The sequence below is a fragment of the Cellulomonas sp. P4_H4 genome (genome assembly GCF_056400865.1).
Genome location: NZ_JBFUKL010000006.1, coordinates 162,026 through 185,200, shown reverse-complemented (window position 1 = coordinate 185,200; position 23,175 = coordinate 162,026). Strand labels below are relative to the sequence as shown.

General features: G+C 70.5%; 20 protein-coding genes. 18 read left to right on the top strand and 2 right to left on the bottom strand.

Annotation, left to right across the window (positions count from 1 at the left end; translation table 11 throughout):
• Positions 1–13 precede the first annotated feature (13 nt).
• The 4 genes from gatC to AC1DPN_RS17095 are packed head-to-tail and all read left to right on the top strand — an operon-like array spanning position 14 to position 3,911.
• A complete protein-coding gene (gene gatC / locus AC1DPN_RS17110) occupies positions 14–313 on the top strand; it encodes an Asp-tRNA(Asn)/Glu-tRNA(Gln) amidotransferase subunit GatC (RefSeq protein ID WP_477038583.1) in 300 nt (99 codons plus the stop codon).
• Positions 310–1,821, top strand: coding sequence for an Asp-tRNA(Asn)/Glu-tRNA(Gln) amidotransferase subunit GatA (gene gatA / locus AC1DPN_RS17105; protein WP_477085973.1), 1,512 nt, complete (start codon positions 310–312; stop codon positions 1,819–1,821). Before gatC ends, gatA begins: the two co-directional genes overlap by 4 nt.
• On the top strand, positions 1,818–3,314 hold the full coding sequence (gene gatB / locus AC1DPN_RS17100; protein ID WP_477085972.1) for an Asp-tRNA(Asn)/Glu-tRNA(Gln) amidotransferase subunit GatB: 1,497 nt from the start codon (positions 1,818–1,820) through the stop codon (positions 3,312–3,314). The genes gatA and gatB overlap by 4 nt, the downstream gene beginning before the upstream one ends.
• Positions 3,315–3,365: 51 nt before the next feature.
• Entirely contained in the window at positions 3,366–3,911 is a 546-nt protein-coding gene (locus AC1DPN_RS17095; protein WP_477085971.1) for a GNAT family N-acetyltransferase, read from the top strand.
• Here the strand turns inward: AC1DPN_RS17095 and AC1DPN_RS17090 are convergent.
• A complete protein-coding gene (locus AC1DPN_RS17090; RefSeq protein ID WP_477085970.1) occupies positions 3,899–5,245 on the bottom strand; it encodes a cryptochrome/photolyase family protein in 1,347 nt (448 codons plus the stop codon). The genes AC1DPN_RS17095 and AC1DPN_RS17090 overlap by 13 nt on opposite strands.
• A gap of 36 nt (positions 5,246–5,281) precedes the next feature.
• On the opposite strand from AC1DPN_RS17090, the gene AC1DPN_RS17085 reads away from it, so the two are divergent.
• Positions 5,282–5,455, top strand: coding sequence for a hypothetical protein (locus AC1DPN_RS17085; protein WP_477085969.1), 174 nt, complete (start codon positions 5,282–5,284; stop codon positions 5,453–5,455).
• Positions 5,456–5,499: 44 nt separating this feature from the next.
• Positions 5,500–6,168 carry a 4a-hydroxytetrahydrobiopterin dehydratase gene (locus AC1DPN_RS17080; RefSeq protein ID WP_477085968.1) on the top strand — a complete coding sequence of 223 codons (669 nt, stop codon included), beginning with the start codon at positions 5,500–5,502 and terminating at the stop codon, positions 6,166–6,168.
• A gap of 77 nt (positions 6,169–6,245) precedes the next feature.
• Here the strand turns inward: AC1DPN_RS17080 and AC1DPN_RS17075 are convergent, their stop codons facing one another.
• Positions 6,246–6,863, bottom strand: coding sequence for a polysaccharide deacetylase family protein (locus AC1DPN_RS17075; RefSeq protein ID WP_477085967.1), 618 nt, complete (start codon positions 6,861–6,863; stop codon positions 6,246–6,248).
• A 523-nt stretch (positions 6,864–7,386) separates the two neighbouring features.
• On the opposite strand from AC1DPN_RS17075, the gene AC1DPN_RS17070 reads away from it, so the two are divergent.
• The 12 genes from AC1DPN_RS17070 (at position 7,387) to AC1DPN_RS17015 (ending at position 22,965) form a co-directional block, all read left to right on the top strand.
• The gene (locus tag AC1DPN_RS17070; RefSeq protein ID WP_477085966.1) at positions 7,387–8,679 is read left to right on the top strand and encodes an extracellular solute-binding protein; all 1,293 of its coding nucleotides are present in this window, start codon (positions 7,387–7,389) and stop codon (positions 8,677–8,679) included.
• 8 nt (positions 8,680–8,687) lie between these two features.
• Positions 8,688–9,701 (top strand): carbohydrate ABC transporter permease, encoded by a 1,014-nt coding sequence (locus AC1DPN_RS17065; protein WP_477085965.1) that lies wholly within the window; start codon positions 8,688–8,690, stop codon positions 9,699–9,701.
• On the top strand, positions 9,701–10,588 hold the full coding sequence (locus tag AC1DPN_RS17060) for a carbohydrate ABC transporter permease (protein ID WP_477085964.1): 888 nt from the start codon (positions 9,701–9,703) through the stop codon (positions 10,586–10,588). Before AC1DPN_RS17065 ends, AC1DPN_RS17060 begins: the two co-directional genes overlap by 1 nt.
• Positions 10,589–10,719: 131 nt before the next feature.
• Positions 10,720–13,122, top strand: a complete 2,403-nt coding sequence (locus AC1DPN_RS17055) for a beta-xylosidase/alpha-l-arabinosidase (RefSeq protein WP_477086005.1) — start codon at positions 10,720–10,722, stop codon at positions 13,120–13,122.
• A complete protein-coding gene (locus AC1DPN_RS17050) occupies positions 13,119–14,681 on the top strand; it encodes a glycoside hydrolase family 43 protein (protein ID WP_477085963.1) in 1,563 nt (520 codons plus the stop codon). The genes AC1DPN_RS17055 and AC1DPN_RS17050 overlap by 4 nt, the downstream gene beginning before the upstream one ends.
• Positions 14,682–14,810: 129 nt before the next feature.
• Entirely contained in the window at positions 14,811–15,809 is a 999-nt protein-coding gene (locus AC1DPN_RS17045; RefSeq protein ID WP_477085962.1) for a LacI family DNA-binding transcriptional regulator, read from the top strand.
• Between the two features lie 81 nt (positions 15,810–15,890).
• Complete coding sequence (gene ilvD, locus AC1DPN_RS17040) at positions 15,891–17,621, top strand: dihydroxy-acid dehydratase (protein ID WP_477085961.1); 1,731 nt, start codon at positions 15,891–15,893, stop codon at positions 17,619–17,621.
• A gap of 160 nt (positions 17,622–17,781) precedes the next feature.
• Complete coding sequence (locus AC1DPN_RS17035) at positions 17,782–18,753, top strand: ABC transporter ATP-binding protein (protein WP_477085960.1); 972 nt, start codon at positions 17,782–17,784, stop codon at positions 18,751–18,753.
• Positions 18,750–19,745: an ABC transporter permease gene (locus tag AC1DPN_RS17030; RefSeq protein ID WP_477085959.1), complete on the top strand. Its 996-nt coding sequence runs from the start codon at positions 18,750–18,752 to the stop codon at positions 19,743–19,745. The genes AC1DPN_RS17035 and AC1DPN_RS17030 overlap by 4 nt, the downstream gene beginning before the upstream one ends.
• A 71-nt stretch (positions 19,746–19,816) precedes the next feature.
• Complete coding sequence (locus AC1DPN_RS17025) at positions 19,817–21,493, top strand: glycoside hydrolase family 13 protein (RefSeq protein ID WP_477085958.1); 1,677 nt, start codon at positions 19,817–19,819, stop codon at positions 21,491–21,493.
• Between the two features lie 52 nt (positions 21,494–21,545).
• Entirely contained in the window at positions 21,546–22,289 is a 744-nt protein-coding gene (locus tag AC1DPN_RS17020; RefSeq protein ID WP_477085957.1) for a DUF2306 domain-containing protein, read from the top strand.
• Positions 22,290–22,359: 70 nt separating this feature from the next.
• Positions 22,360–22,965, top strand: a complete 606-nt coding sequence (locus tag AC1DPN_RS17015; protein ID WP_477085956.1) for a pyridoxamine 5'-phosphate oxidase family protein — start codon at positions 22,360–22,362, stop codon at positions 22,963–22,965.
• Positions 22,966–23,175 lie beyond the last annotated feature (210 nt).

The following is a 23,175-nucleotide window of genomic DNA, read 5'->3' as shown; positions in this document are numbered from 1 at the left end:
TAGACTCCCAGCCATGTCCACCCTCTCTCGCGACGAGGTCGCGCGCGTGGCGGGCCTGGCACGGATCGACCTGACGCCGGCGGAGCTCGACCGCCTCGCGGGCGAGCTCGACGTCATCGTCGAGTCGGTCGCCCGCGTGAGCGAGATCGCCACGTCCGACGTGCCGGCCACCAGCCACCCCCTGCCGCTGACCAACGTGTTCCGTGCCGACGTGCCCGAGGCCCCGGTCGACCGGGACCTGGTCCTGGCGTCCGCGCCGGCGTCGATCGACGGCAAGTTCGCGGTCCCGCAGATCCTGGGGGAGGACGCGTGACCGACCTGACGCGGATCTCGGCCTCCGCGCTCGCGGACGCCCTCACCAAGAAGGACGTGTCCAGCGTCGAGGCGACGCAGGCGCACCTCGACCGGATCGCCGACGTCGAGCACGCGGTGCACGCGTTCCTGCACGTGAGCGGCAAGGAGGCGCTGGCGGTCGCCGCCGACGTCGACGCGCGCCGGGCCGCGGGGGAGCCGCTGCACGCGCTCGCGGGCGTCCCGATCGCGGTCAAGGACGTCGTCGTGACCAAGGGTCTGCCGACGACGGCCGGGTCGAAGATCCTCGACGGCTGGGTGCCGCCGTACGACGCGACCCTCGTCGAGCGGATCAAGGCCGCCGGTCTGCCGATCCTGGGCAAGACGAACATGGACGAGTTCGCGATGGGTTCCTCGACGGAGCACTCCGCCTACGGCAACACGCACAACCCGTGGGACCTCGACCGGATCCCGGGCGGTTCGGGCGGCGGCTCGGCGGCCGCGGTCGCCGCGTACGAGGCTCCCTTGGCGATCGGCACCGACACCGGCGGCTCGATCCGTCAGCCGGGCGCCGTCACGGGCACCGTCGGCGTCAAGCCGACGTACGGCTCGGTCTCCCGCTACGGGCTCATCGCGATGGCGTCGTCGCTGGACCAGGCCGGTCCCGTCACGCGCACGGTGCTCGACTCCGCGCTGCTGCACGAGCTCATCGGGGGTCACGACCCGCGCGACAGCACGTCGATCGACGAGCCCCTGCCCGGCCTCGTCGCCGCGGCCCTCGCGGGGGCGTCCGGTGACCTGTCCGGCCTGCGCGTCGGCGTCATCACCGAGCTGCAGGGCGAGGGCTACCAGCCCGGCGTGCTCGCGCGGTTCCAGGAGTCCCTCGAGATCCTGCGCGGCGCGGGTGCGGAGATCGTCGAGGTGTCCTGCCCGCACTTCGAGTACGCCCTGGGCGCGTACTACCTGATCATGCCGAGCGAGGCGTCGAGCAACCTGGCCAAGTTCGACGGCATGCGGTTCGGCCTGCGGGTCGTCCCGGAGGACAACCCGACGGCAGAGCGCGTCATGGCCGCCACCCGTGGCCAGGGCTTCGGCGACGAGGTCAAGCGCCGGATCATCCTGGGCACCTACGCGCTCTCCGCGGGCTACTACGACGCCTACTACGGCTCGGCGCAGAAGGTCCGCACGCTCATCCAGCGTGACTTCAACGCCGCGTTCGAGAAGGCCGACGTGCTCGTCTCCCCGACGGCACCGACGACGGCGTTCAAGCTCGGCGAGAAGCTCGACGACCCGCTCGCGATGTACCTGAACGACGTCGCGACGATCCCCGCGAACCTGGCCGGCGTCCCCGGGATGTCGCTGCCGTCGGGACTGTCCGACGACGGCCTCCCGGTCGGGTTCCAGATCCTGGCGCCCGCCAAGGCGGACGACCGGCTGTACCGCGTCGGGGCGGCGCTCGAGATGCTGCTCGAGACGGAGTGGGAAGGGCCGCTGCTGTTGAAGGCTCCGGAGCTGGAGGTCGCGCGATGAGCGCCCTGGTCGACTACGACGACGCCGTCGCGCGCTACGACACGGTCATCGGGATCGAGGTGCACGTCGAGCTGGGCACGCGCACCAAGATGTTCGACGGCGCCGAGGTCACGTTCGGTGCGGAGCCGAACACGCAGGTCACGCCCGTCTCGCTGGGCCTGCCTGGCGCGCTGCCCGCCGTGAACGCGACCGCCGTCGAGTACGCGATCCGCATCGGCCTCGCGCTGAACTGCTCGATCGCCGAGAGCTGCCGGTTCGCCCGGAAGAACTACTTCTACCCGGACGTGCCCAAGAACTTCCAGACGTCGCAGTACGACGAGCCCATCGCCTTCGAGGGCTGGGTCGACGTCGAGCTGGACGACGGGAGCATCTTCCGCGTCGAGATCGAGCGCGCGCACATGGAGGAGGACGCCGGCAAGAACACCCACATCGGTGGGTCCGACGGCCGCATCCACGGCGCCGAGTACTCGCTGGTGGACTACAACCGCGCGGGCATCCCGCTGGTGGAGATCGTCACCAAGCCGATCGAGGGTGCCGGTGCTCGTGCTCCCGAGGTCGCGCGCGCCTACGTGCAGACCCTGCGCGACATCTTCCGTGCGCTGGGCGTCTCCGAGGCGAAGATGGAGCGCGGCAACGTGCGCGCCGACGTCAACGTGTCGATCCGTCCCACGCCGGAGTCGGCGCTCGGCACGCGCACCGAGACCAAGAACGTCAACTCGTTCCGGTCGGTCGAGCGGGCCGTGCGGTACGAGGTCAGCCGGCAGGCGGGCGTGCTCGACGACGGCGTCGCGATCATCCAGGAGACGCGCCACTGGCACGAGGACACCGGGACCACCGCGTCCGGTCGCGTGAAGTCGGACGCCGAGGACTACCGGTACTTCCCGGAGCCCGACCTGGTGCCGATCGCTCCCGACCGCGCGTGGGTCGAGGAGATCCGTGCGGGTCTTCCGGAGATGCCCGCCGCGCGCCGACGCCGGCTGCAGGCCGAGTGGGAGTACGCCGACGCCGAGATGCGCGACGTGGTCAACGCCGGGGCCGTCGAGCTCATCGAGACGACGATCGCCGCGGGCGCCAGCCCGGCCGCCGCACGCAAGTGGTGGATGGGCGAGCTGGCCCGCACGGCCAAGCAGCAGGAGGTCGAGCTCGAGGCCCTCCCGGTGACGCCGACGCAGATCGGCCAGCTGCAGAAGCTCGTCGACGACGGCCTGATCAACGACAAGCTGGCCCGCCAGGTGCTCGAGGGCGTGCTCGCGGGCGAGGGCGACCCGGCCGACGTCGTGGCCGCGCGCGGCCTGGGTGTCGTGTCGGACGACGGGCCGCTGCTCGACGCGATCGATGCGGCGCTGGCGGCGCAGCCGGACATCGCCGAGAAGATTCGGTCGGGCAACCTCGGACCGGTCGGCGCGATCATCGGCGCGGTCATGAAGGCGACGCGCGGACAGGCCGACGCCGGACGTGTGCGTGAGCTGCTCCTGGAGCGCATCGGCTCGTAACACCCCGGGCACATGCCGGCCGTAGGGTCGGCTCACCGAGAGGAGCGGACGATGGAGAAGCCCACGCTGCAGGGCGAGATGATCGTGCTCCGACCGATCCGCGCGAGCGACGCGGACGCGATGTGGGAGATGCTGGCCGACCCCGAGGGCAACCGCCTGACGGGCACGACGGCGACGTTCACGCGCCAGCAGATCGACGCCTGGTGCGCGAGCCGTGCCACGGCCGAGGACCGGTACGACTTCGCGGTGACCGTGGACGGCGACGACACGTTCCGCGGCGAGATCGTGCTGAACGAGGTCGACGAGTTCGTCGGCTCCGCCAACCTGCGCCTGTCCATGGGGCCGCAGTACCGCGGGCGTGGCTACGGCACCGAGGGCATCCAGCTCGTCCTCGGCATGGCGTTCGACGGCCTCGGTCTGCACCGGGTCGAGCTCGACGTGCTGAGCATCAACGCGCGGGCCAAGTCGCTGTACGAGAACATCGGCTTCCGCATCGAGGGGCGCAAGCGCGACGCCTACCGCGACGGCGACGGCTGGTGCGACGCGATCATCATGGCGATCCTCGAGGACGAGTACCGGGCGGCTCAGCTCGACTGACCTCGTGCCCGGTGGAAGTCGTCGAGCGCGACCTTCCGTTCGGCCGCGTGGTCGACGATCGGGGCCGGATATTCCGTCGGCTGGGTGCGCAGCTTCCACGGTTCGTGCACCGCGGCGCCCTCGACGCCGCGCAGCTCGGGCACCCACTCGCGCACGTACGCGCCGTCCGGGTCGAACTTCTTGCCCTGCGTCGTCGGGTTGAACACCCGGAAGTACGGTGCCGCGTCGCGTCCGGTGCCGGCGACCCACTGCCAGTTCAGCTGGTTCTGTGACACGTCCCCGTCGACCAGCCACGCCATGAAGTGCTCAGCGCCCCGCTGCCAGCGCACGTGCAGGTCCTTGACCAGGAACGACGCGACAACCATCCGGACCCGGTTGTGCATCCAGCCGAGCGATCGCAGCTGCCGCATGCCCGCGTCGACGATCGGGTAGCCGGTGCGACCGGCCGCCCAGGCCTCGAACGCGGCGTCCCCGGTGTCCCACGAGTCCTCGGGCACGACCGTCCGCAGCGAGCGCCGTGCGGCGCCGGGGTGGTGCCAGAGCACGTCGGCGTGGAACTCGCGCCAGGCGAGCTCGGAGCGGAACGTGGTCACGTCGACCGGTACCCGCGCCAGGTCGGCGAGGAGCGTCCGCGGGTGCAGCTCGCCGTACTTCAGGGGGATCGAGAGCCTCGACGTCGTGTCGAGGTCGGGCCGGTCGCGCTGCGTGGCGTAGTCGGCGAGGTCGTCGCGGACGAACGCCGCCCAGCGCTCGCGCGCCGCGAGCTCGCCCGCCTCGGGCAGACGGACGTCCGTGGTCGGCGTCCCCGGCAGCCCGTCGGACCGCATCGTCGCCCAGGGCACCGTCGACGGCAGACGGGCCGGGGCGGCCCAGCCGTGGTCGAGCCAGGCGCCGCGGAACGGCGTGAACACCTGGAAGGGCGTCCCTCCCTGCGTGGTGAGGCGGCCCGGCGCGACGGCGTATGGGGAGCCTGTACGCACCAGCGGGACGCCCAGCGACCGTTCCACCCCGTCGTCCCGACGGCGCCCGTACGGTTCGGTCGCCGCCGTCACGTGGACGGACGGAGCCTGGACTGCTCGCACGACCTCGGGGACGACCTGCTCGGGCTGCCCGTGGCGAAGGACGAGGCGTCCGTCCGTCGCCTCCTCAAGGGCACGCAGGGACCGGGCGAGATAGGCGAGCCGGGGTGAGCCGGCGGAGCGCCAGAGGCTCGGGTCGACGACGAACAGGGGCACGACCTCGTCGTCGAGTGCGCGAGCCTCCTCGACTGCGGCCAGCAGCGCGGGGTTGTCCGCCAGCCGCAGGTCGCGGCGGAACCAGTGGATCGTCGGCACCCGGCGACGGTAGCCCGACGGGGGACGTGGCGCCCCGTGAGCACCGCGGGGGTGGTGCGGGACGCCCGACGTCGCCCCGCCGCGTACTTCGGCGTCATCGGTCTCGTCGCCCTGGCGTTCGCCGGAGGGATGTTCGCGCTCGCGCCCTGGGTCACACGACACATCAAGGCGGGCGCCGACACCGAGTCCGAGGCCGCGCTCCAGCACTGAGGCAGCGGAAGCGTCTGTCGGCCCCCGGTGGCAGGGTGGGGCGCATGACCGACACCACTCTCCTGCGCCACTCCGAGGTCACCGCGGCGGTCGACGACCGACACTGGCGCGTGCTGCTGCAGACCCTCCGGGCGACGTTCTCGGCGCCCGACTTCTCGACCGCTGCCGCGTTCGTCGCCCGCGTCGCGGAGGCCGCCGACACCGCGAACCATCACCCGGACGTGGTCCTGCGCTGGGGCCAGGTCACGGTCACCACGACGAGTCACGATGCCGGCGGACTGACGCAGCGGGACGTCGACCTGGCGGCGACGCTGAGCGCGCTCGCCGACGAGCTGGGCCTGACCGGTGACGTGCCGCGCAGCGAGACGCTCGAGATCGCGGTCGACGCGCTCGACATCCCGGGGGTCAAGCCGTTCTGGACCGCGGTGATGGGGTACCAGGTGAGCCCGCACCAAGAGCTCGACCTGGTGGACCCCGCGGGGATCGGGCCGACGATCTGGTTCCAGCAGATGGACGAGCCCAGGCCGCAGCGCAACAGGATCCACTTCGACATCGTGGTCCCGCACGACCAGGCCGAGGCGAGGGTCGCGTCGGCGATCGCGGCCGGAGGGCACCTGGTCAGCGACACCCGAGCCCCGGCGTTCTGGATCGTCGCGGACCCGGAGGGCAACGAGGTGTGCGTGTGCACCTGGCAGGCGCGCCATCGCAGCTGAGAGGGCAGACCGAAGGCCCCGGATCGGTGTGGAGGAGGAGGATCCGGGGCCCTCGGCGTCTCGGGGGACGCTCGGCGCTAGTCGCCCGTCGGCAGACTGAACGTCCAGCCTGCCGCGAGGCGCTCGGTGACGACCGTCTGCACCGCTGCGAGGGTGCCCGAGCGGTCACCGCCACCGTCGTGCGCCAGGACGAGCTCGCCGGGCTTCATCGCGGCGCGCAGGTTCGCGGTGAGCGTCGGGACGTCCTGGGTGGACCAGTCGTCGATGGTGTTGACCACGCCGAGCGGCTGCATCCCGAGCGACACGGCGACCGCCGCGGTCTGGCCCCAGCTGCCGTTCGGGGCGCGGAAGTACGGCACCGGAGCCGTCGGATCGCCCAGGGCGTCCCGGATGATCCGCAGGTTCTCGACGAGGTCGGCCCCGACCCGCTCCGGCGTCCAGGTGCCCATGTCCGCGTAGGACGTGGAGTGGTTGCCCAGGGTGTGACCGTCGTCGACGATCCGCCGGAGGATCGCCGCCCCGCCGGGCGCCTGGATGTTCTGGCCGATGACGCAGAACGTCGCGTGGATGCCGTGCTCACCGAGGAAGTCCAGCAGCGCGGACGTGGTGGCGCCGTTCGGGCCGTCGTCGAACGTCAGCGCGGTGACGGCGCCTCTGCCGCGTGCCGCGGTCACCGGGGTGGTGACGGGGTTCATGGCGCCTCCGGGGGCGTCGGTCGAGCCGCTCAGCGCGTGACCACGACGTCGTCGGCGGGGAGGTAGGAACGGGTCTCGAGGCGCCGATGCCGCTGGTCCGAGGCGCGAAACTCGACATCGATTTAGATAACGTTATCCATTCGCGAGGCCACGCGCCAGGTGTGGGTCGCGCCGGCCCCCCGCCGCCACCGGCGGATCGCGCGCCGGCGCTCGACCCGGGTAGGGTGCGTCCGTTAGTAAAACGTTATCGATAACGTTTGACTTGGTCGCGTCGCCGCTGCGACAGTGGGTCTGCGCCCACCGTCAGTGGGGACGGGAGCGCATGTTGGAGAAGGAGACTGCACCACTGTGACGGTGGTGCCGCCCTTGCAAGGCGGACGCAGATCGGCACGGATGCCGACCTGCGGCGGTGACAGGCAGTGCGGACAGCACGGCGCGCGGGCTGAGGCTCGGGTGGCAGCGGCGGTCCGCCCAGCAAGGGCCAGCTTTCACTCTGTGTAACTCGACGAAGAGGACAGATCTCATGATTGCTCGCAAGCTCCTGGCGGTCTCAGCCGCCTTGGTGATGAGTGCCGCGGGGCTCAGCGCCTGCAGCGGCGGGGACGACGGCGGTAGCGGCGAATCAACCGGCGGCGACACCGAGATGACCTTCTGGCACAACTCCACGACCGGTGAGGGCAAGGCCTACTGGGAGTCCACCGTGGCGGACTTCGAGGCCGCGAACCCGGGCGTGACCATCAAGATCCAGGCCATCCAGAACGAAGACATGGACGGCAAGCTGCAGACCGCGCTGAACTCCGGCGACGCGCCCGACATCTTCATGGCCCGCGGCGGCGGCAAGCTGGCCGATGTCGTCGAGGCAGGTCAGGCGCAGGAGGTCGTGGTCGACGACGCGACGCGCACGGCGGTCGGGGACGCGGCATTCAACGCGTTCACCATCGACGACACCGTCTACGGCATGCCGATGTCGATCCTCCCGGGCGGCATCTACTACAGCAAGGACCTGTTCGAGCAGGCCGGCATCACCGACACCCCCAAGACCATCGAGGACCTCGAGGGTGCGGTCGACAAGCTCAAGGCGGCCGGTATCTCCCCGATCGCCCTCGGCGCCAAGGACGCCTGGCCGGCGGCCCACTGGTACTACTTCTTCGCGCTGCGCGCCTGCTCGCAGGAGACCCTCGACAAGGCCGCCGCGGACATGACGTTCGACGACCCGTGCTGGGAGAAGGCGGGCGACGAGCTCGCGGCGTTCTCCGAGACCGATCCGTTCAACGAGGGCTTCCTGACCACCTCGGCCCAGCAGGGCGCAGGCTCGTCGGCAGGTCTGCTGGCGAACCACCAGGCGGCGATGGAGCTCATGGGCGCCTGGGACCCGGGCGTGATCGCGTCCCTGACTCCCGACAAGAAGCCGCTCGCGGACCTGGCCTGGTTCCCCTTCCCGGCCATCGACGGCGGTGACGGTGCCGACGGCGCCATGATGGGCGGCCTCGACGGCTTCTCCTGCTCGAAGGACGCTCCCGCGGAGTGCTCGAAGTTCCTCAACTTCGCGATGCAGAAGAAGTACCAGGAGGGCTACGCCAACGCGTTCCACACGCTCCCTGCCAGCCAGGAGGCGCAGGGCGTCGTCACCGAGCCCGCACTGCTGGACGTGCTCGCGTCGTACAACGAGGCGCCGTACGTCTCGCTCTGGCTCGACACGCTCTACGGCCAGAACGTCGGGAACGCCCTCAACGCCGGCGTCGTGAACCTGCTCGCGGGCCAGGGTGACTCGGCGGCGATCGTCCAGGGCGTCAAGGACGCGGCGGCGAAGGAGTAATCGACAACATGAGCGACTCTTTGGGCGAGGGCAAGCTCGCCGTGACCTCGCCCGAGGGTTCCTCGGTGGACGGGGACGGGGCCGACGTGGCCTCGTCCCCGGTCCGCCGGGCCGGGGGCTCCCCCTGGCGCCAGCGTCTCGAGATCAGCCTTCTCGCTGGTCCCGCCGTGGTGATGTTCCTGGCGTTCGTCATCTTCCCGATCGTCCTGGGCGCCTACTACGGATTCTTCAAGTGGAAGGGCTTTGGCAAACCCACCAACTTCGTGGGGCTGCAGAACTACGTCACGATCCTGTCCGACTCGACGTTCCAGGACGCCGTGCGGCACAACTTCGTGATCGTGATCCTGTCCCTGGTGCTCCAGGGGCCCGCCGCGATCCTGCTCGCTCTTCTGCTCAACCAGAAGATGCGCGGGCGCTCGATCGTGCGCGTCCTGATCTTCGTGCCCTACGTCATCTCCGAGGTGATCGTCGGCACCGGCTGGAGCCTCATGCTCCAGACCAACGGCGCGGTCAACGACGTGCTCGTCAAGATCGGGCTGCCGAACTGGACCGTCGACTGGCTGTCCGACCCGAAGGTCGCGATGGCGTCACTGATGATCATCATCACGTGGAAGTACATCGGGTTCGCCGTGATCCTGTTCCTGGCCGGGCTGCAGAGCATCCCCGAGGAGCTCTTCGAGGCCGCGGCGATCGACGGGGCGAGCTACTGGCAGAGCCAGCGGCGGATCACGCTGCCGCTGCTCGGCCCGACGATCCGGATCTGGGCGTTCCTGTCGATCATCGGAGCGCTGCAGCTGTTCGACCTCGTCTACATCATCTGGGGGCAGTACGTGGCTGCGACGGCCGGCACCTCGACCATGGCCACGTACATGGTGGTCAACGGTCGCAACGCCGCGAACTACGGCTACGGGAGCGCGGTCGCCGTGGTCCTGTTCATCATCTCGCTCGTCGTCGCCTTGACCTACCAGCGGTTCGTGCTGCGGCGCGACACCGAGGGCGCACTCACGGAAGGAAAGAAGTGATGACGGCGACCACCGCGCCACCGCTGAGCCCGACGGCCCCGCGCCCGCTGGCCGGTCGCAAGCGGCCGAGCCTGAGCCGGGCGGGGTGGGCGACCTACGTCATCGCATGGACGCTGGTCGGCCTCTGCATCGCCCCGGTGCTGTACATCATCATCGGCGGCTTCCGGACGAACGCCGAGATCACGGTGGACCCCTCCGGTTTCCCGACCAAGTGGCAGTTCGTCAACTACTCCGAGGTCCTGAGCAGCCCGATCTTCTGGCGCCAGGTGGGGAACTCCGTGATCTGTGGGCTCTTCACGACCCTCGGGGTCGTCATCCTGGGCGTGGCCGCCAGCTTCGTGCTCGCCCGCTACAACTTCAACGGGCGCGCGGCCCTGTATGCGCTCTTCGCGGCCGGGCTGATGTTCCCCATCACCGTGGCGATCACACCGCTCTACATCATGATCCGCGGGCTCGGTCTCAGCGACAGCCTGGCCGGCATCATCCTCCCGCAGATCGCCTTCGCGCTGCCGACGACGATCATCATCCTGGTGCCGTTCCTACGAGCCATCCCCAAGGAGCTCGAGGAGGCTGCGGCGATCGACGGCGCAAGCCGGCTCGGGTTCTTCTTCCGGATGGTGATCCCGCTGTCGATCCCGGGTGTCGTGACCGTCGGGATCCTCGCCTTCATCGCCAGCTGGAACAGCTACCTCCTCCCTCTGTTCATCCTCAACAACGAGGACTCGTACACCCTGCCGCTCGGGGTCCAGGCCTTCGCGTCGCAGTACTCGGTGGACACCGCCAGGGTGCTCGCGTTCACGTCGCTGTCGATGATCCCCGCGCTCCTGTTCTTCACGATCTTCGAACGCCGCATCGTCGGTGGTCTCACCGGCGCGGTGAAGGGCTGACACCGGCCCGAGCCGATGGTGGCGCGCCGAGGCACGCCACCCTGCGGTCGCCTGTCCGTGCAGTCCCCAGTGGACGCACCCCGTACTTCATCGACGAAGGAGAAGGGCCTGTGGTCGACCCCGTACCCGCCATGCCCCAGGTGTCCGATCGTGTGCGTGCGCTGCACGCGCAGATGACGCTCGAGGAGAAGCTGGCCCAGCTCGTCGGCTACTGGCTCGACCAGGAGGGCACGGTCGCGCCCATGCAGTCGGAGATGGCGGCCGGTCAGCAGGCGTCGAGCAAGCTCAGCGAGACGACCCGGCACGGTCTCGGCCACTACACGCGCGTGTACGGAACCCGACCGGTCGACCCGGCCGAGCGTGCAGCCTGGTTGTGGGCCGAGCAGCGCAGGCTCAAGCGTGAGACGCGGCTGGGCATCCCCGCGCTCGTCCACGAGGAGTGCCTCACCGGCCTCGCCGCGTGGCAGGCAGCCACCTACCCGACGCCGCTCGCCTGGGGAGCGTCCTTCGACCCCGAGCTCGTGCACGACGCCGCCCTGGCGATCGGTGACTCGATGCGCGAGCTGGGTATCCACCAGGGCCTCGCCCCCGTCCTCGACGTCGTGCGCGACCCGCGGTGGGGGCGCGTCGACGAGTGCATCGGCGAGGACCCATACCTCGTCGGCACCATCGGCACGGCCTACGTCCGGGGTCTGCAGGAGGCGGGCGTGCACGCCACGCTCAAGCACTTCGTCGGCTACTCGGGCTCGAAGTCGGGGCGCAACCACGCCCCGGTGAGCGCAGGTCCCCGCGAGATCGCGGACACGTTCCTCCCGCCGTTCGAGATGGCGATCCTCGAGGGCGGTGCCCGGTCGGTGATGAACTCCTACACCGACATCGACGGCGTCCCCGTGGCGGCTAACTCCGAGTACCTGACGTCCCTCCTGCGTGAACGGTGGGGCTTCGACGGCGTCGTCGTGGCCGACTACTTCGCGGTCGCGTTCCTGCAGGTCATGCACGCGGTCGCCGCCGACCGGGGCGAGGCCGCTGCTCTCGCGCTCGAAGCCGGCATCGACGTCGAGCTGCCCACGGGCGACGCCTACCTGACGCCGCTGGCGGACCGGATCCGCGCGGGCGCGTTCGACGAGCGCTTCGTCGACCGTGCGGTGCTGCGCGTGCTCGCGCAGAAGGAGGAGCTCGGGCTGCTCGAGCCCGACGCGTTCGAGGACGAGCCGCCGACCGACGTCGACCTCAACTCGCCGCGGCACCAGGAGCTGGCCCGCCGGCTCGCCGAGGAGTCGGTCGTCCTGCTGTCGAACAGCGGCGTGCTGCCTCTGAACGGGTGGACGACCGCGCCCGCGCGCGTGGCCGTCGTCGGCCCGAACGCGCACCGCGCGGAGGCGCTCATGGGCTGCTACTCGTTCGCCAACCACGTGCTGGCGCACCATCCCGAGCTGCCGATGGGCTTCGAGATCCCGACGGTGCTCGAGGCGTTCGGCCCGGCGTTCGACCGGGCCGGCCTGGCACGAGCAGAGCTGGTGTTCGCCGAGGGCTGTGCGGTCGAGGGCGACGACACCGCGGGGTTCCCCGAGGCCGTCGCAGCCGCCGAGGGTTCCGACCTCGTCGTCGTGGTCGTGGGTGACCAGGCGGGCCTGTTCGGCCGGGGCACCGTGGGGGAGGGGAACGACTCCGAGTCGCTCGACCTGCCGGGTGTCCAGCGCCAGCTCGTCGAGACGCTGGTCGCGACCGGCACCCCGGTGGTCATGGTGCTGCTCACCGGTCGCCCGTACGCGGTCGGCTGGGCGCTCGACGGCCCGGGTGCTCGCCCGAACGCGGTGCTCCAGGCGTTCTTCCCCGGCGAGGGTGGCGGGTTGGCGATCGCCGAGGTCGTCACGGGCGCGGTGAACCCGTCCGGTCGACTGCCGGTCTCCATGCCGCGCTCGGCCGGCGCGCAGCCGTACTCCTACCTCCACCCGATCCTCGGTGGTCCTTCGGACGTCACGTCGACGGACTCCACGCCGCTGCGCCCCTTCGGCTTCGGCCTCTCGTACACGCAGTTCTCGTACTCGGACCTCGTGGTCGACGCGTCCGTGCGCTCGAGCGGCACCTTCACTGCTTCGGTGACGGTGACGAACTCGGGAGCCCTGGCGGGTGCCGACACCGTCCAGCTCTACGGGCGCGACGTGCAGGCCACGATCGCCCGACCGGTGGCCGCGTTGCTGGGCTACGCGCGGGTCGACCTCGCCCCCGGTGCCTCCAGCCGCGTGACGTTCTCGGTCCCGACGACGCGGTTCGCGTTCTCCGATCGTCGCCTCGTCCGGATCGTCGAGCCCGGGGACGTCGAGGTGTGGATCGGCTCTCATGCCGCCGCCTCGCTCGCGCCCACCAGCACGAAGGAGTCCACGGGTGGCGTCATCACCAACGGCAGGGTGACCGAGGCTCGCGAGCTGCCAGGCACGGCGACGGCACGCGCACGCCTGACGATCACCGGCGACGTGCACGACGTCACGACGACCGACCCTCGTTCTGTCGAGGTCAAGGTCGTCGCTTCGTGACCGTGGTCCCCAACCCGGTGCTGCCTGGCTGCTACCCGGACCCGACGATCTGCCGGGTCGGAGACGTCTACTACCTCGTCACCTCGACCTTCGAGTACTTCCCCGGCCTACCGGTGTTCCGCAGCGAGGACCTGGCGAGCTGGGAGCAGATCGGTCACGTCGTCGACCGGCCGGGCCAGCTCGACTTCGACGGCATCGCGTCCTCGGGGGGGCTCTACGCACCCACGCTCCGGCACCACGACGGCACGTTCTGGCTCGTGTGCACCCTCGTCGACCAGTCCGACCCGACGCGGGGCGGAAACTTCGTGATGACGGCCACCGATCCCGCGGGACCGTGGTCCGACCCGGTGTGGCTCGACGCGGACGGCATCGACCCCTCGATCTTCTTCGACGACGACGGCCGCGTGTGGGTGCACGGCACCCGGTTGGCCCGCGTGCCCGAGTGGCACGACCAGACCGAGGTCTGGGTGCGTGAGCTCGACCCCTCGACCATGTCGCTCGTCGGGTTCGAGCACGTCATCTGGAACGGGGCGCTGCTCGACGTCGTCTGGGCAGAGGCACCGCACCTGTACAAGGTCGACGGCACGTACTACCTCCTGGCCGCGGAGGGGGGAACGGAGTTCCACCACGCCGTCTCGGTCGCGCGCTCCGACTCGGTGACCGGCCCCTACGTCGGCAACAAGGGCAACCCGGTCCTCACCCACCGGCACCTCGGCAGAGGGTCCGAGGTCGTCGGCGTCGGCCACGCCGACCTCGTGGAGGCTGCGGACGGAACCTGGTGGGCCGTCCTGCTGGGCATGCGGCCGTACGGCGGCTACCACTACAACCTCGGCCGGGAGACGTTCCTGGTGCCGGTCGTCTGGGAGGACGGGTGGCCGGTGTTCGCCCCCGGCATCGGGCAGGTCCCCGCCGAGGTCGACGTCCCCTTCGCCGGGCCGCCGCGCCCCGGAGTCGCCCAGGGCGGTGAGCGCGGCACGGTCCGGCCCGACGACCTGCGGTGGACGTCGTTGCGCCGTCCCGCCGGCGAGTTCGCGGTGGCGCGCGGGGACGGGTGGGACCTGACTGTGCGACCGAGCACCCTCAGCGACGCTGCGACGCCGACGTTCCTCGGTGTCCGTCAGCAGCACCGGGACGTCGACGTGCGGGCCGTCGTCCGCGCCGCCCTGCAACCGGGGGAGGACGTCGGCGTCACGGTTCGCCAGTCGGAGAGCGACCACGTGCGCCTGTTCGTCACCCGCGCGGGCGACGGGCCCGAGCGGACGGTGGTCGCCGTGCACCGGCGGGGAGGCGTCGAGTCCGTCCTGGGTCGGCACTCGCTGGCGTCGACCGACGGTCCGGTGGCCCTGACGGTGCGCGCGCGTGGCCAGGAGTACTCCTTGCTCGCCGCGGACGGTGACCAGGCGCCTGTCACGGTCGCGGTGGCCGATGGCCGCTTGCTGGACTCCGTCGCGACCGGAGGGTTCCTGGGCCTGTGGATCGGCGTGTACGCCACCAGCAACGGGCGCCCGTCTGCGACGATCGTGCAGGTGGAGCGGCTGGAGTACCTTCCGGCGCTCTGACCGCGGAGGTACGCGGAGGGGCACTGCAGACGGTTTTGCCGACGCCACCGCCCGATCTCGGCTCCTGAAGCCCAGAACCGCGCGTGTCAAACGTTATCGATAACGTTTTAGTTGCAGTACGCTCGCCGCATGGGTCAACGGGTGACGATCACAGATGTCGCACGAAGGGCGGGGGTCTCGACCGCGACCGTCTCGAAGGTGATCAACGAGCGCTACGGGGTGGCGAGCGGCACGACGTCGCACGTGCAGGCCGTGATCGAGGAGCTCGGGTACGAGTCGAGTCTCGTCGCGCGCAGCCTGCGATCGCACAAGACCAACGTGATCGGCATCCTCGTCGCCGAGTTCGAGCCGTTCAGCGCCGAGATCCTCAAGGGTGCGTCGATCGGGCTGGGTGACTCCGGGTACGCACTCCTCGCCTACACCGGCGGCCAGCTGACCGGTGGCGTCGGCTGGGAGCGGCGCTATCTCTCCCGGCTCAGCGGAACCCTGATCGACGGTGCCGTTCTCGTCACCCCGACCGTCCTGGAGACCGACGCCAGCATCCCCGTCGTCGCGATCGACCCGCACGCAGGGCCGTCCGGGCTCCCGACCGTGGACTCCGACAACTTCACCGGCGCGGTCCAGGCCGTCGAGCACCTCCTGGGTCTCGGCCACCGCCGGATCGGCTTCATCGGCGGCCGCTCCGACCTCGAGTCCTCGCGTCTGCGCGAGGCCGGGTACTGCAAGGCGCTCACCGACGCCGGGATCGCGGTGGACCCGGGCCTCATGCGAGAGGGCGACTACCGCAAGGACTCGACCCACGAGCCGGCGCGCGAGCTCTTGACGCTGCCGGAACGGCCGACCGCGGTGTTCGCCGCCAACGACCTCTCGGCCATCGGCACGCTCGAGATCGCGCAGGAGCTGGGTCTGGACGTCCCGTCCGAGCTGTCGATCATCGGGTTCGACGACATCCCCGAGTCCGCACTGACCACCCCAGCGCTCAGCACCGTGCACCAGCCGATCCAGCAGATGGGTGCCGCAGCGATCGCTCTGCTCATCCGGCTCATGGCCGGGCAGCCTGTCGAGCAGACCCACATCCAGCTCGTGACGTCCCTCGTCGAGCGAGGATCGACCGCTCCTCCTCGCTGACGTGTCCTCGGTGCGTGGCCCGGTCGTCCGCAGGGTGACCCTCGAGCGGCGCGTTCGAAGGGCAGTCATACACTCGCGTGCATGACCGTGACGTCGGACAACGCTCCCTCCTCAGCTGCACCTCCAGTCGACATCAAGCCCCGCTCGCGCACCGTCACCGACGGTCTCGAGGCGACGGCCGCACGCGGCATGCTCCGCGCGGTCGGGCTCGGTGACGACGACTTCGCGAAGCCGCAGATCGGCGTCGCGAGCTCGTGGAACGAGATCACGCCCTGCAACCTGTCGCTCCAGCGGCTCGCGCAGGCCGTCAAGAGCGGCGTGCACGCGGGTGGCGGCTACCCGCTGGAGTTCGGCACGATCTCGGTCTCGGACGGCATCTCGATGGGCCACGAGGGCATGCACTTCTCCCTGGTGAGCCGCGACATCATCGCCGACTCCGTGGAGACGGTCATGATGGCCGAGCGCCTCGACGGCTCCGTCCTGCTGGCCGGGTGCGACAAGTCGCTGCCGGGCATGCTCATGGCGGCCGCGCGCCTCGACCTCTCGAGCGTGTTCCTCTACGCCGGGTCGATCGCGCCGGGCTGGGTCAAGCTCTCGGACGGCACCGAGAAGGACGTCACGATCATCGACGCCTTCGAGGCCGTCGGCGCCTGCGCGCGTGGGCTCATGAGCCGCGAGGACGTGGACCGCATCGAGCGTGCCATCTGTCCCGGCGAGGGTGCCTGTGGCGGCATGTACACCGCCAACACCATGGCGTCGGTGGCCGAGGCCATGGGCATGTCGCTGCCCGGCTCGGCCGCTCCGCCGAGCGCCGACCGTCGCCGTGACGCGTACGCGCACAAGTCCGGCGAGGCCGTCGTCGAGCTGCTGCGGCGGGGGATCACGGCCCGGCAGATCATGACCAAGGAGGCGTTCGAGAACGCGATCGCCGTGGTCATGGCGTTCGGCGGCTCGACCAACGCGGTCCTGCACCTGCTCGCGATCGCGCACGAGGCCGAGGTCGACCTCACGCTCGCGGACTTCTCGCGCGTCGCCGCCAAGGTGCCGCACCTGGGCGACCTCAAGCCGTTCGGCCGTTACGTCATGAACGACATCGACCGCATCGGCGGCGTCCCCGTCGTCATGAAGGCGCTGCTCGACGCGGGCCTGCTGCACGGTGACTGCCTGACCGTGACCGGCAAGACCGTCGCCGAGAACCTGGCCGACGTGAACCCGCCGGACCCGGACGGCAAGATCCTGCGCGCGCTGAGCAACCCGATCCACAAGACCGGTGGCATCACGATCCTGCACGGCTCGCTGGCGCCCGAGGGTGCTGTCGTGAAGTCGGCCGGCTTCGACTCGGACGTGTTCGAGGGCACCGCCCGCGTGTTCGAGCGCGAGCGCGCAGCGCTGGATGCGCTCGAGGACGGCACGATCGTCGCCGGTGACGTCGTCGTGATCCGCTACGAGGGCCCCAAGGGCGGCCCGGGCATGCGCGAGATGCTCGCCATCACGGGCGCGATCAAGGGCGCGGGCCTGGGCAAGGACGTGCTCCTGCTGACCGACGGCCGCTTCTCGGGCGGCACCACCGGCCTGTGCGTCGGCCACGTGGCCCCCGAGGCTGTCGACGGTGGCCCCATCGCGTTCGTCAAGGACGGCGACCGCATCCGTCTCGACATGTCCAACGAGCTGCTCGAGGTGCTCGTCTCCGACGAGGAGCTCGAGGCGCGCAAGGTCGGCTGGGCCCCGCTGCCCGCCAAGTACACGCGTGGGGTCCTGGCCAAGTACGCCAAGCTCGTGCAGTCCGCGTCGACGGGCGCAGTCCTGATCTGAGTCGTTCTGCGAGCGGCCCGTACCTCGACAGGGGTGCGGGCCGTTCGCGTCGACACCACCAAGAGCAGTTGCGCACGACGTCCACATGCGCTGCCACCTGCACCGGTAGCGTCGCTCCCGGCCGGTGCACCACCGGCGGACCGATCCGCCTGGGAGTGCCGTGACCACCGACACCGCGCCGCCGACCGCGATCTCGACCCGCGGGCTGCGCAAGACCTACCGCCGGCTCAACGGCCAGCGCGCTGTCGCCGTGGGAGGACTCGACCTCGACGTCCCGATCGGCGGCGTGCACGGGTTCCTCGGCCCGAACGGCGCCGGCAAGACGACGACGATCCGGATGCTGCTCGGGCTGATCCGCCCGGACGCGGGCACCATGACGCTGTTCGGTGAGCCGGTCCCCGAGCGCCTGCCGCACGTCGTGGGACGTGTCGGTGCGATCGTCGAGCAGCCCAAGTTCTTCCCCAGCTTCTCCGGCCGCAAGAACCTCACGCTGCTCGCCCGTGCGATCGACGCGCCCGTGAGCCTGGTCGACGGCGTGCTCGAGGAGGTCGGGCTCTCCGACCGCGCGAAGGACCGGTACAAGGGCTACTCGCTCGGCATGAAGCAGCGGCTCGCCATCGCGGCGACCCTGCTGAAGGATCCCGACCTGCTGATCTTCGACGAGCCGACCAACGGCCTCGACCCGGCGGGCATCCGCGAGATCCGCGGCACGATGCGCGGGCTCGCCGACCGCGGCAAGACCGTGCTCGTCTCGAGCCACATCCTGGCCGAGGTCGAGCAGGTGGCCGACACCGTCTCGATCATCGCGCGCGGTGAGCTGATCGCGAGCGGGCGGGTCGCCGACCTGATCGGGGCCGGCGCGGCAGCGACGACCGTCCGCGTGGGCATCGCCGACCCGGACCGCGCCACGCACGTCCTCCAGGCACAGGGCTGGCAGGTCGCGCGCGACGGCGCCCACCTCGTCGTGAGCGGCTCCGTCCCGCCCGCGCACATCACGCAGGCGCTCGCCGCGCACGGCCAGTACCTCGACGAGCTGGTGCCGGTGCGTGCCGACCTCGAGTCGGTGTTCCTCGAGCTCACCGCCGGCCGAGGTCCCGGCACGCACGCCGCCGAGGAGGTGGTGGCCCCGTGACCCGGCTGCTCGGCATCGAGATCGACCGGTTCTCGTCGCGGCTGCTCATCCGCCTCGGAGTCGTCGGACTGCTGATCCTGACCTCGCTGACGCTGATCGGCGCCTACCAGACCGCACAACCGCCGTCCGCGGCCCAGCTGGCCGAGGCACAGCAGTGGTACGACGACGCGGCCGCCGAGTGGGAGCGCAGCGGTGCGGACCAGGTCGCCTCCTGCAAGGCCCAGGAGCAGAGCGAGCGCGAGAGCGTTGAGGCGAACGGCGGCGATCCCGACTCGGTCTCGTACATGTGCGACGAGATGGAGCCCAAGCTCGAGAACTACCTCGGCAGCACCCCGTCGTTCGCGCCGGACACGACGAGCCTGCTGAGCACCCTGTCCTCCCTCTACGTGCTGGTCCCGGTGCTGCTCGCCGTGAGCTTCGTCGCGGCGGAGTTCTCGACGGGGGCGATCGGCAACTGGCTCACGTTCGCGCCGCGTCGGACCCGGGTCCTGGTCAGCAAGCTGCTCGCCGCAGGAGTGGCGACGATCCCGTACGCGGCCGTCGGGCTGGCGATCGTGATCGGCGGCTCCTGGCTGGTCTACGACCACTTCGGCGAGACCGACGGCGGGTTCGGCGACACCTGGGTCGTGGCCGGGCGGGTTCTGGCGCTCGCTGTGACGGTCTCGCTCCTCGGTGCCGCGCTCGGCACGCTGTCGCGGCACACCGCGGGCGCGCTCGGGATCATGCTCGGTTGGGTCGTGCTCGTCGAGGCCATCCTGGTCAACATCGTCGGCTCGCTGAAGCCCTGGTCGGTGATCAACAACATCACCGCGTGGGTCAACGGGGGGACGGAGTACTACGTCGACTCGTGCACCGGCTCGGCGTCCGGGCAGGTGTGCACCTCGATCGCCAAGGAGATCTCGCAGACGCACGGCGCGCTCGTCGTCGGCGGACTGACGGCCCTTCTGGTCGTCGCAGCCCTGCTCGTGTTCCGGCGACGCGACATCGGCTGACGATGCGACGGCGCGACGGGCTGCGGGGACCTGACCGCGCGGTCCGCGGCGGTCCGGGCCACGATGGGCGTGTGGGCTGGAGTGTGGAGGATGCGCCGTGGTGGACCCGTGCCGTCGTCTATCAGGTGTACCCGCGGTCGTTCTCGGACTCGGACGGCGACGGCATCGGGGACATCAGAGGGATCCTGCAGAGGCTGGACCACCTGGTCGAGCTGGGTGTCGACGTCGTCTGGCTCTCGCCGATCTACGCCTCCCCGCAGGACGACAACGGCTACGACATCAGCGACTACCAGGCCGTCGACCCCGTGTTCGGGACGCTCGACGACTTCGACGAGCTGGTGGCCGCCCTGCACGAGCGCGGCATGAAGCTGCTGATGGACCTCGTCGTCAACCACACGTCGGACGAGCACCCCTGGTTCGTCGAGTCGCGTGACCCGACGAGCCCCAAGCGCGACTGGTACTGGTGGCGGCCGCCGCGCCCCGGGTTTGCCGCTGGTGCGCGCGGTGCGGAGCCGACCAACTGGGGCTCGTTCTTCTCCGGCCCGGTCTGGGAGCTCGACGAGGTCAGCGGTGAGTACTACCTGCACCTCTTCAGCCGCAAGCAGCCGGACCTCAACTGGGAGAACGAGGACGTCCGGCAGGCGATCTACTCGATGATGCGCTGGTGGCTGGACCGCGGCGTCGACGGCTTCCGGATGGACGTCATCAACGCGATCTCGAAGGACGCCGCGCTGCCCGACGGCCCGGTGCACGACGGTCTCTGGGCGGACGGCTCGGCCTCCTACCTGTGCGGGCCGCGCATCCACGAGTTCATGGCCGAGATGCACGCTGCGGTGTTCGCCGGCCGTGCCGAGCAGCTGCTGGTGGTAGGGGAGATGCCGGGCGTGACCGTCGACCAGGCCCGGGACTTCACCGACCCCGCACGCGCGGAGGTGGACATGGTGTTCCAGTTCGAGCACGTCGGCCTCGACCACGGCCCGGGCGGCAAGTTCGACGCCCGCCCGTTGCGGCTCACCGACCTCAAGACGTCGCTCGGACGCTGGCAGACTGGTCTCGCCGAGGTCGGCTGGAACAGCCTGTACTGGGACAACCACGACCAGCCACGGATCGTCTCCCGGTTCGGCGACGACGGACACTTCCGTCGCGAGTCGGCGACCATGCTGGCGACCGTCCTGCACCTGCACCGGGGAACGCCGTACGTCTACCAGGGCGAGGAGCTCGGGATGACGAACGCGCACTTCACGCGGCTCGAGCAGTACCGGGACATCGAGACGCTGCGCCACGTGGCGGACTCCGGCAGCCTGGCGGGCGTCGCCGAGATGGGCCGCGACAACGCGCGCACCCCGATGCAGTGGGACTCCTCGCCGAACGCGGGCTTCACGACGGGCGTCCCGTGGATCGACGTCAACGAGAACTTCCGCATGATCAACGCGGCCGCCGAGCGCGCCGAGCCCGAGTCCGTGTTCCACCACTACCGCCGCCTGATCGCGCTGCGGCACGACGACCCCGTGGTGGCGCTCGGCGATTTCACGATGCTGCTGCCGGACGACGAGCACGTGTACGCGTTCACACGCACGCTCGGCGACGTGACGCTCACGGTCCTGGGCAACTTCTCGGGCTCGCTGCAGGAGATCGAGCTGGCCGACGACCCGGGCGAGCTGATCCTGTCGAACTACGCCGCGCCGGCCGCGGGCCTGCGTCCGTGGGAGGCCAGGGTCCACCGACGCGTGGGTCTGCCACCCCACTGACCCGTGGGCGCGCTCCAGAGACCCGGACCGAGCGGCTCCCTAGCGTCGGAGCATGCCCTCGACGCCGCGCCGCAACCGCATCGGCTGGACCTGGATCCTGCTCTCGTCGCTCGCGATCGCCGTCTACGCGGTCACCCCGTACGTCACGACACCGCTGCACGAGCTCGCGGGTGACAAGGTCGGGCTGGCCGCCGCCTACGAGGGGCAGCCGTCGTGGGTGCACGTGGTCTTCTCTACGCACATCGTGGCCGGCGGGACCGCGCTGGTGCTCGCCCCGTTCCAGTTCTGGGCGGCGCTGCGCAACCGGGCGCGCGCCGTGCACCGGACGCTCGGGCGGACCTACCTGACCGCAGTCCTGGTCGCGGGCGTCGCGGCGCTCGCGCTGGCACCCGTGAACTCGGCCGGCATGGTCGGCTTCTTCGGGTTCGGCATGCTGGCCGTCCTGTGGCTGTGGACCGGCTGGCGTGGGTATCGCGCGATCCGCGGCGGCGACGTCCCATCGCACCAGGCGTGGATGATCCGCAACGTCGCGCTCACGTACGCGGCCGTGATGCTGCGGCTCTGGGTCGGTGTGCTGATGGGCGTCCAGGTGCCCTGGATCACCTCGGACGCGTCCGCGGACGCCGCCTTCGCCAACGCCTACGCAGCCGTGCCCTTCCTGTGCTGGCTGCCCAACCTCGTCGTCGCGGAGTGGCTGGTCCGGCGTCGCAACCTGCCGACGCTCCGCGTGACGTCACCGACGCCCTCCGGCGCGGTCCGCGCCGACGACCGGTCCCGCGACGCCGTGCGGCTCTGACCGTCAGGCGAACACTCGAAGAAGCCGCCTCAGCCGATCGATAGGCTCGACGCGAGCGGGAGGAGCTGTCGTGGGCAAGGTGCACGAGAAGATCGACGGCCGGCTGCGCGCGTTCATCGAGGCGCAGCCGATGTTCTTCGTCGCGACCGCCCCGAGCGGCCCCGACGGGCACGTCAACGTCTCGCCCAAGGGCATCGGCGGGACGTTCGTCGTGCTGGACGAGCACCGTGTCGCCTACCTCGACATCACCGCCAGCGGCTCGGAGACGATCGCGCACCTGCGCGAGAACGGCCGGATCACGATCATGTTCTGCGCGTTCCAGGGCCCGCCCAACATCGTCCGGCTGCACGGGCGCGGCACCTTCGTGACGATCTACGACGAGGGCTTCGACGAGCTGTCGGCGCTGTTCCCCCCGACGGCCGGGGCTCGCGCCGTCATCCTCGTCGACGTCGAGCGCGTCTCCGACTCCTGCGGCTACGGCGTCCCGCTGATGAGCAACGAGGGGGAGCGGGACCTGCTGCCGCCGTACATGGAGCGCAAGGGACCCGACGGCCAGGCCGAGTACCGACGGCTCAAGAACCGCACGAGCATCGACGGCCTGCCCGCGTTCGACATGGACCCGGAGCCGGCACCCGATGCGTCGACGCCGGAGTTCGTCCGCCCACTGGTCACGTGAACCACGATGTGAGACAGGAAGGGCGCGGCGTGACACGGACGAAACGTGGGCGTAGGGTCGTCCCCGTGCAGATGATCCTCGTAGTACTTCCTGAGCGCGCCGGCTGAAGCCACCCCGCACAGGCCTCGTCAGCGCGCTCGCCCCTCGTCCAGCCCGTTCCGTGGCTCGAGGGGCTTTTCTGTGTCCGGCACCAAGCACCACTCACGTAGC

Bases quoted from the DNA above. Each gene is read 5' to 3' on its own strand.
- AC1DPN_RS17060 (WP_477085964.1), top strand. From the start codon at position 9,701: ATGACGGCGACCACCGCGCCACCGCTGAGCCCGACGGCCCCGCGCCCG.
- ilvD (WP_477085961.1), top strand. From the start codon at position 15,891: ATGACCGTGACGTCGGACAACGCTCCCTCCTCAGCTGCACCTCCAGTC.
- AC1DPN_RS17070 (WP_477085966.1), top strand. From the start codon at position 7,387: ATGATTGCTCGCAAGCTCCTGGCGGTCTCAGCCGCCTTGGTGATGAGT.
- gatB (WP_477085972.1), top strand. From the start codon at position 1,818: ATGAGCGCCCTGGTCGACTACGACGACGCCGTCGCGCGCTACGACACG.
- AC1DPN_RS17020 (WP_477085957.1), top strand. From the start codon at position 21,546: ATGCCCTCGACGCCGCGCCGCAACCGCATCGGCTGGACCTGGATCCTG.
- AC1DPN_RS17065 (WP_477085965.1), top strand. From the start codon at position 8,688: ATGAGCGACTCTTTGGGCGAGGGCAAGCTCGCCGTGACCTCGCCCGAG.
- AC1DPN_RS17080 (WP_477085968.1), top strand. From the start codon at position 5,500: ATGACCGACACCACTCTCCTGCGCCACTCCGAGGTCACCGCGGCGGTC.
- AC1DPN_RS17075 (WP_477085967.1), bottom strand. From the start codon at position 6,863: ATGAACCCCGTCACCACCCCGGTGACCGCGGCACGCGGCAGAGGCGCC.
- gatC (WP_477038583.1), top strand. From the start codon at position 14: ATGTCCACCCTCTCTCGCGACGAGGTCGCGCGCGTGGCGGGCCTGGCA.
- AC1DPN_RS17055 (WP_477086005.1), top strand. From the start codon at position 10,720: ATGCCCCAGGTGTCCGATCGTGTGCGTGCGCTGCACGCGCAGATGACG.
- AC1DPN_RS17095 (WP_477085971.1), top strand. From the start codon at position 3,366: ATGGAGAAGCCCACGCTGCAGGGCGAGATGATCGTGCTCCGACCGATC.
- AC1DPN_RS17045 (WP_477085962.1), top strand. From the start codon at position 14,811: ATGGGTCAACGGGTGACGATCACAGATGTCGCACGAAGGGCGGGGGTC.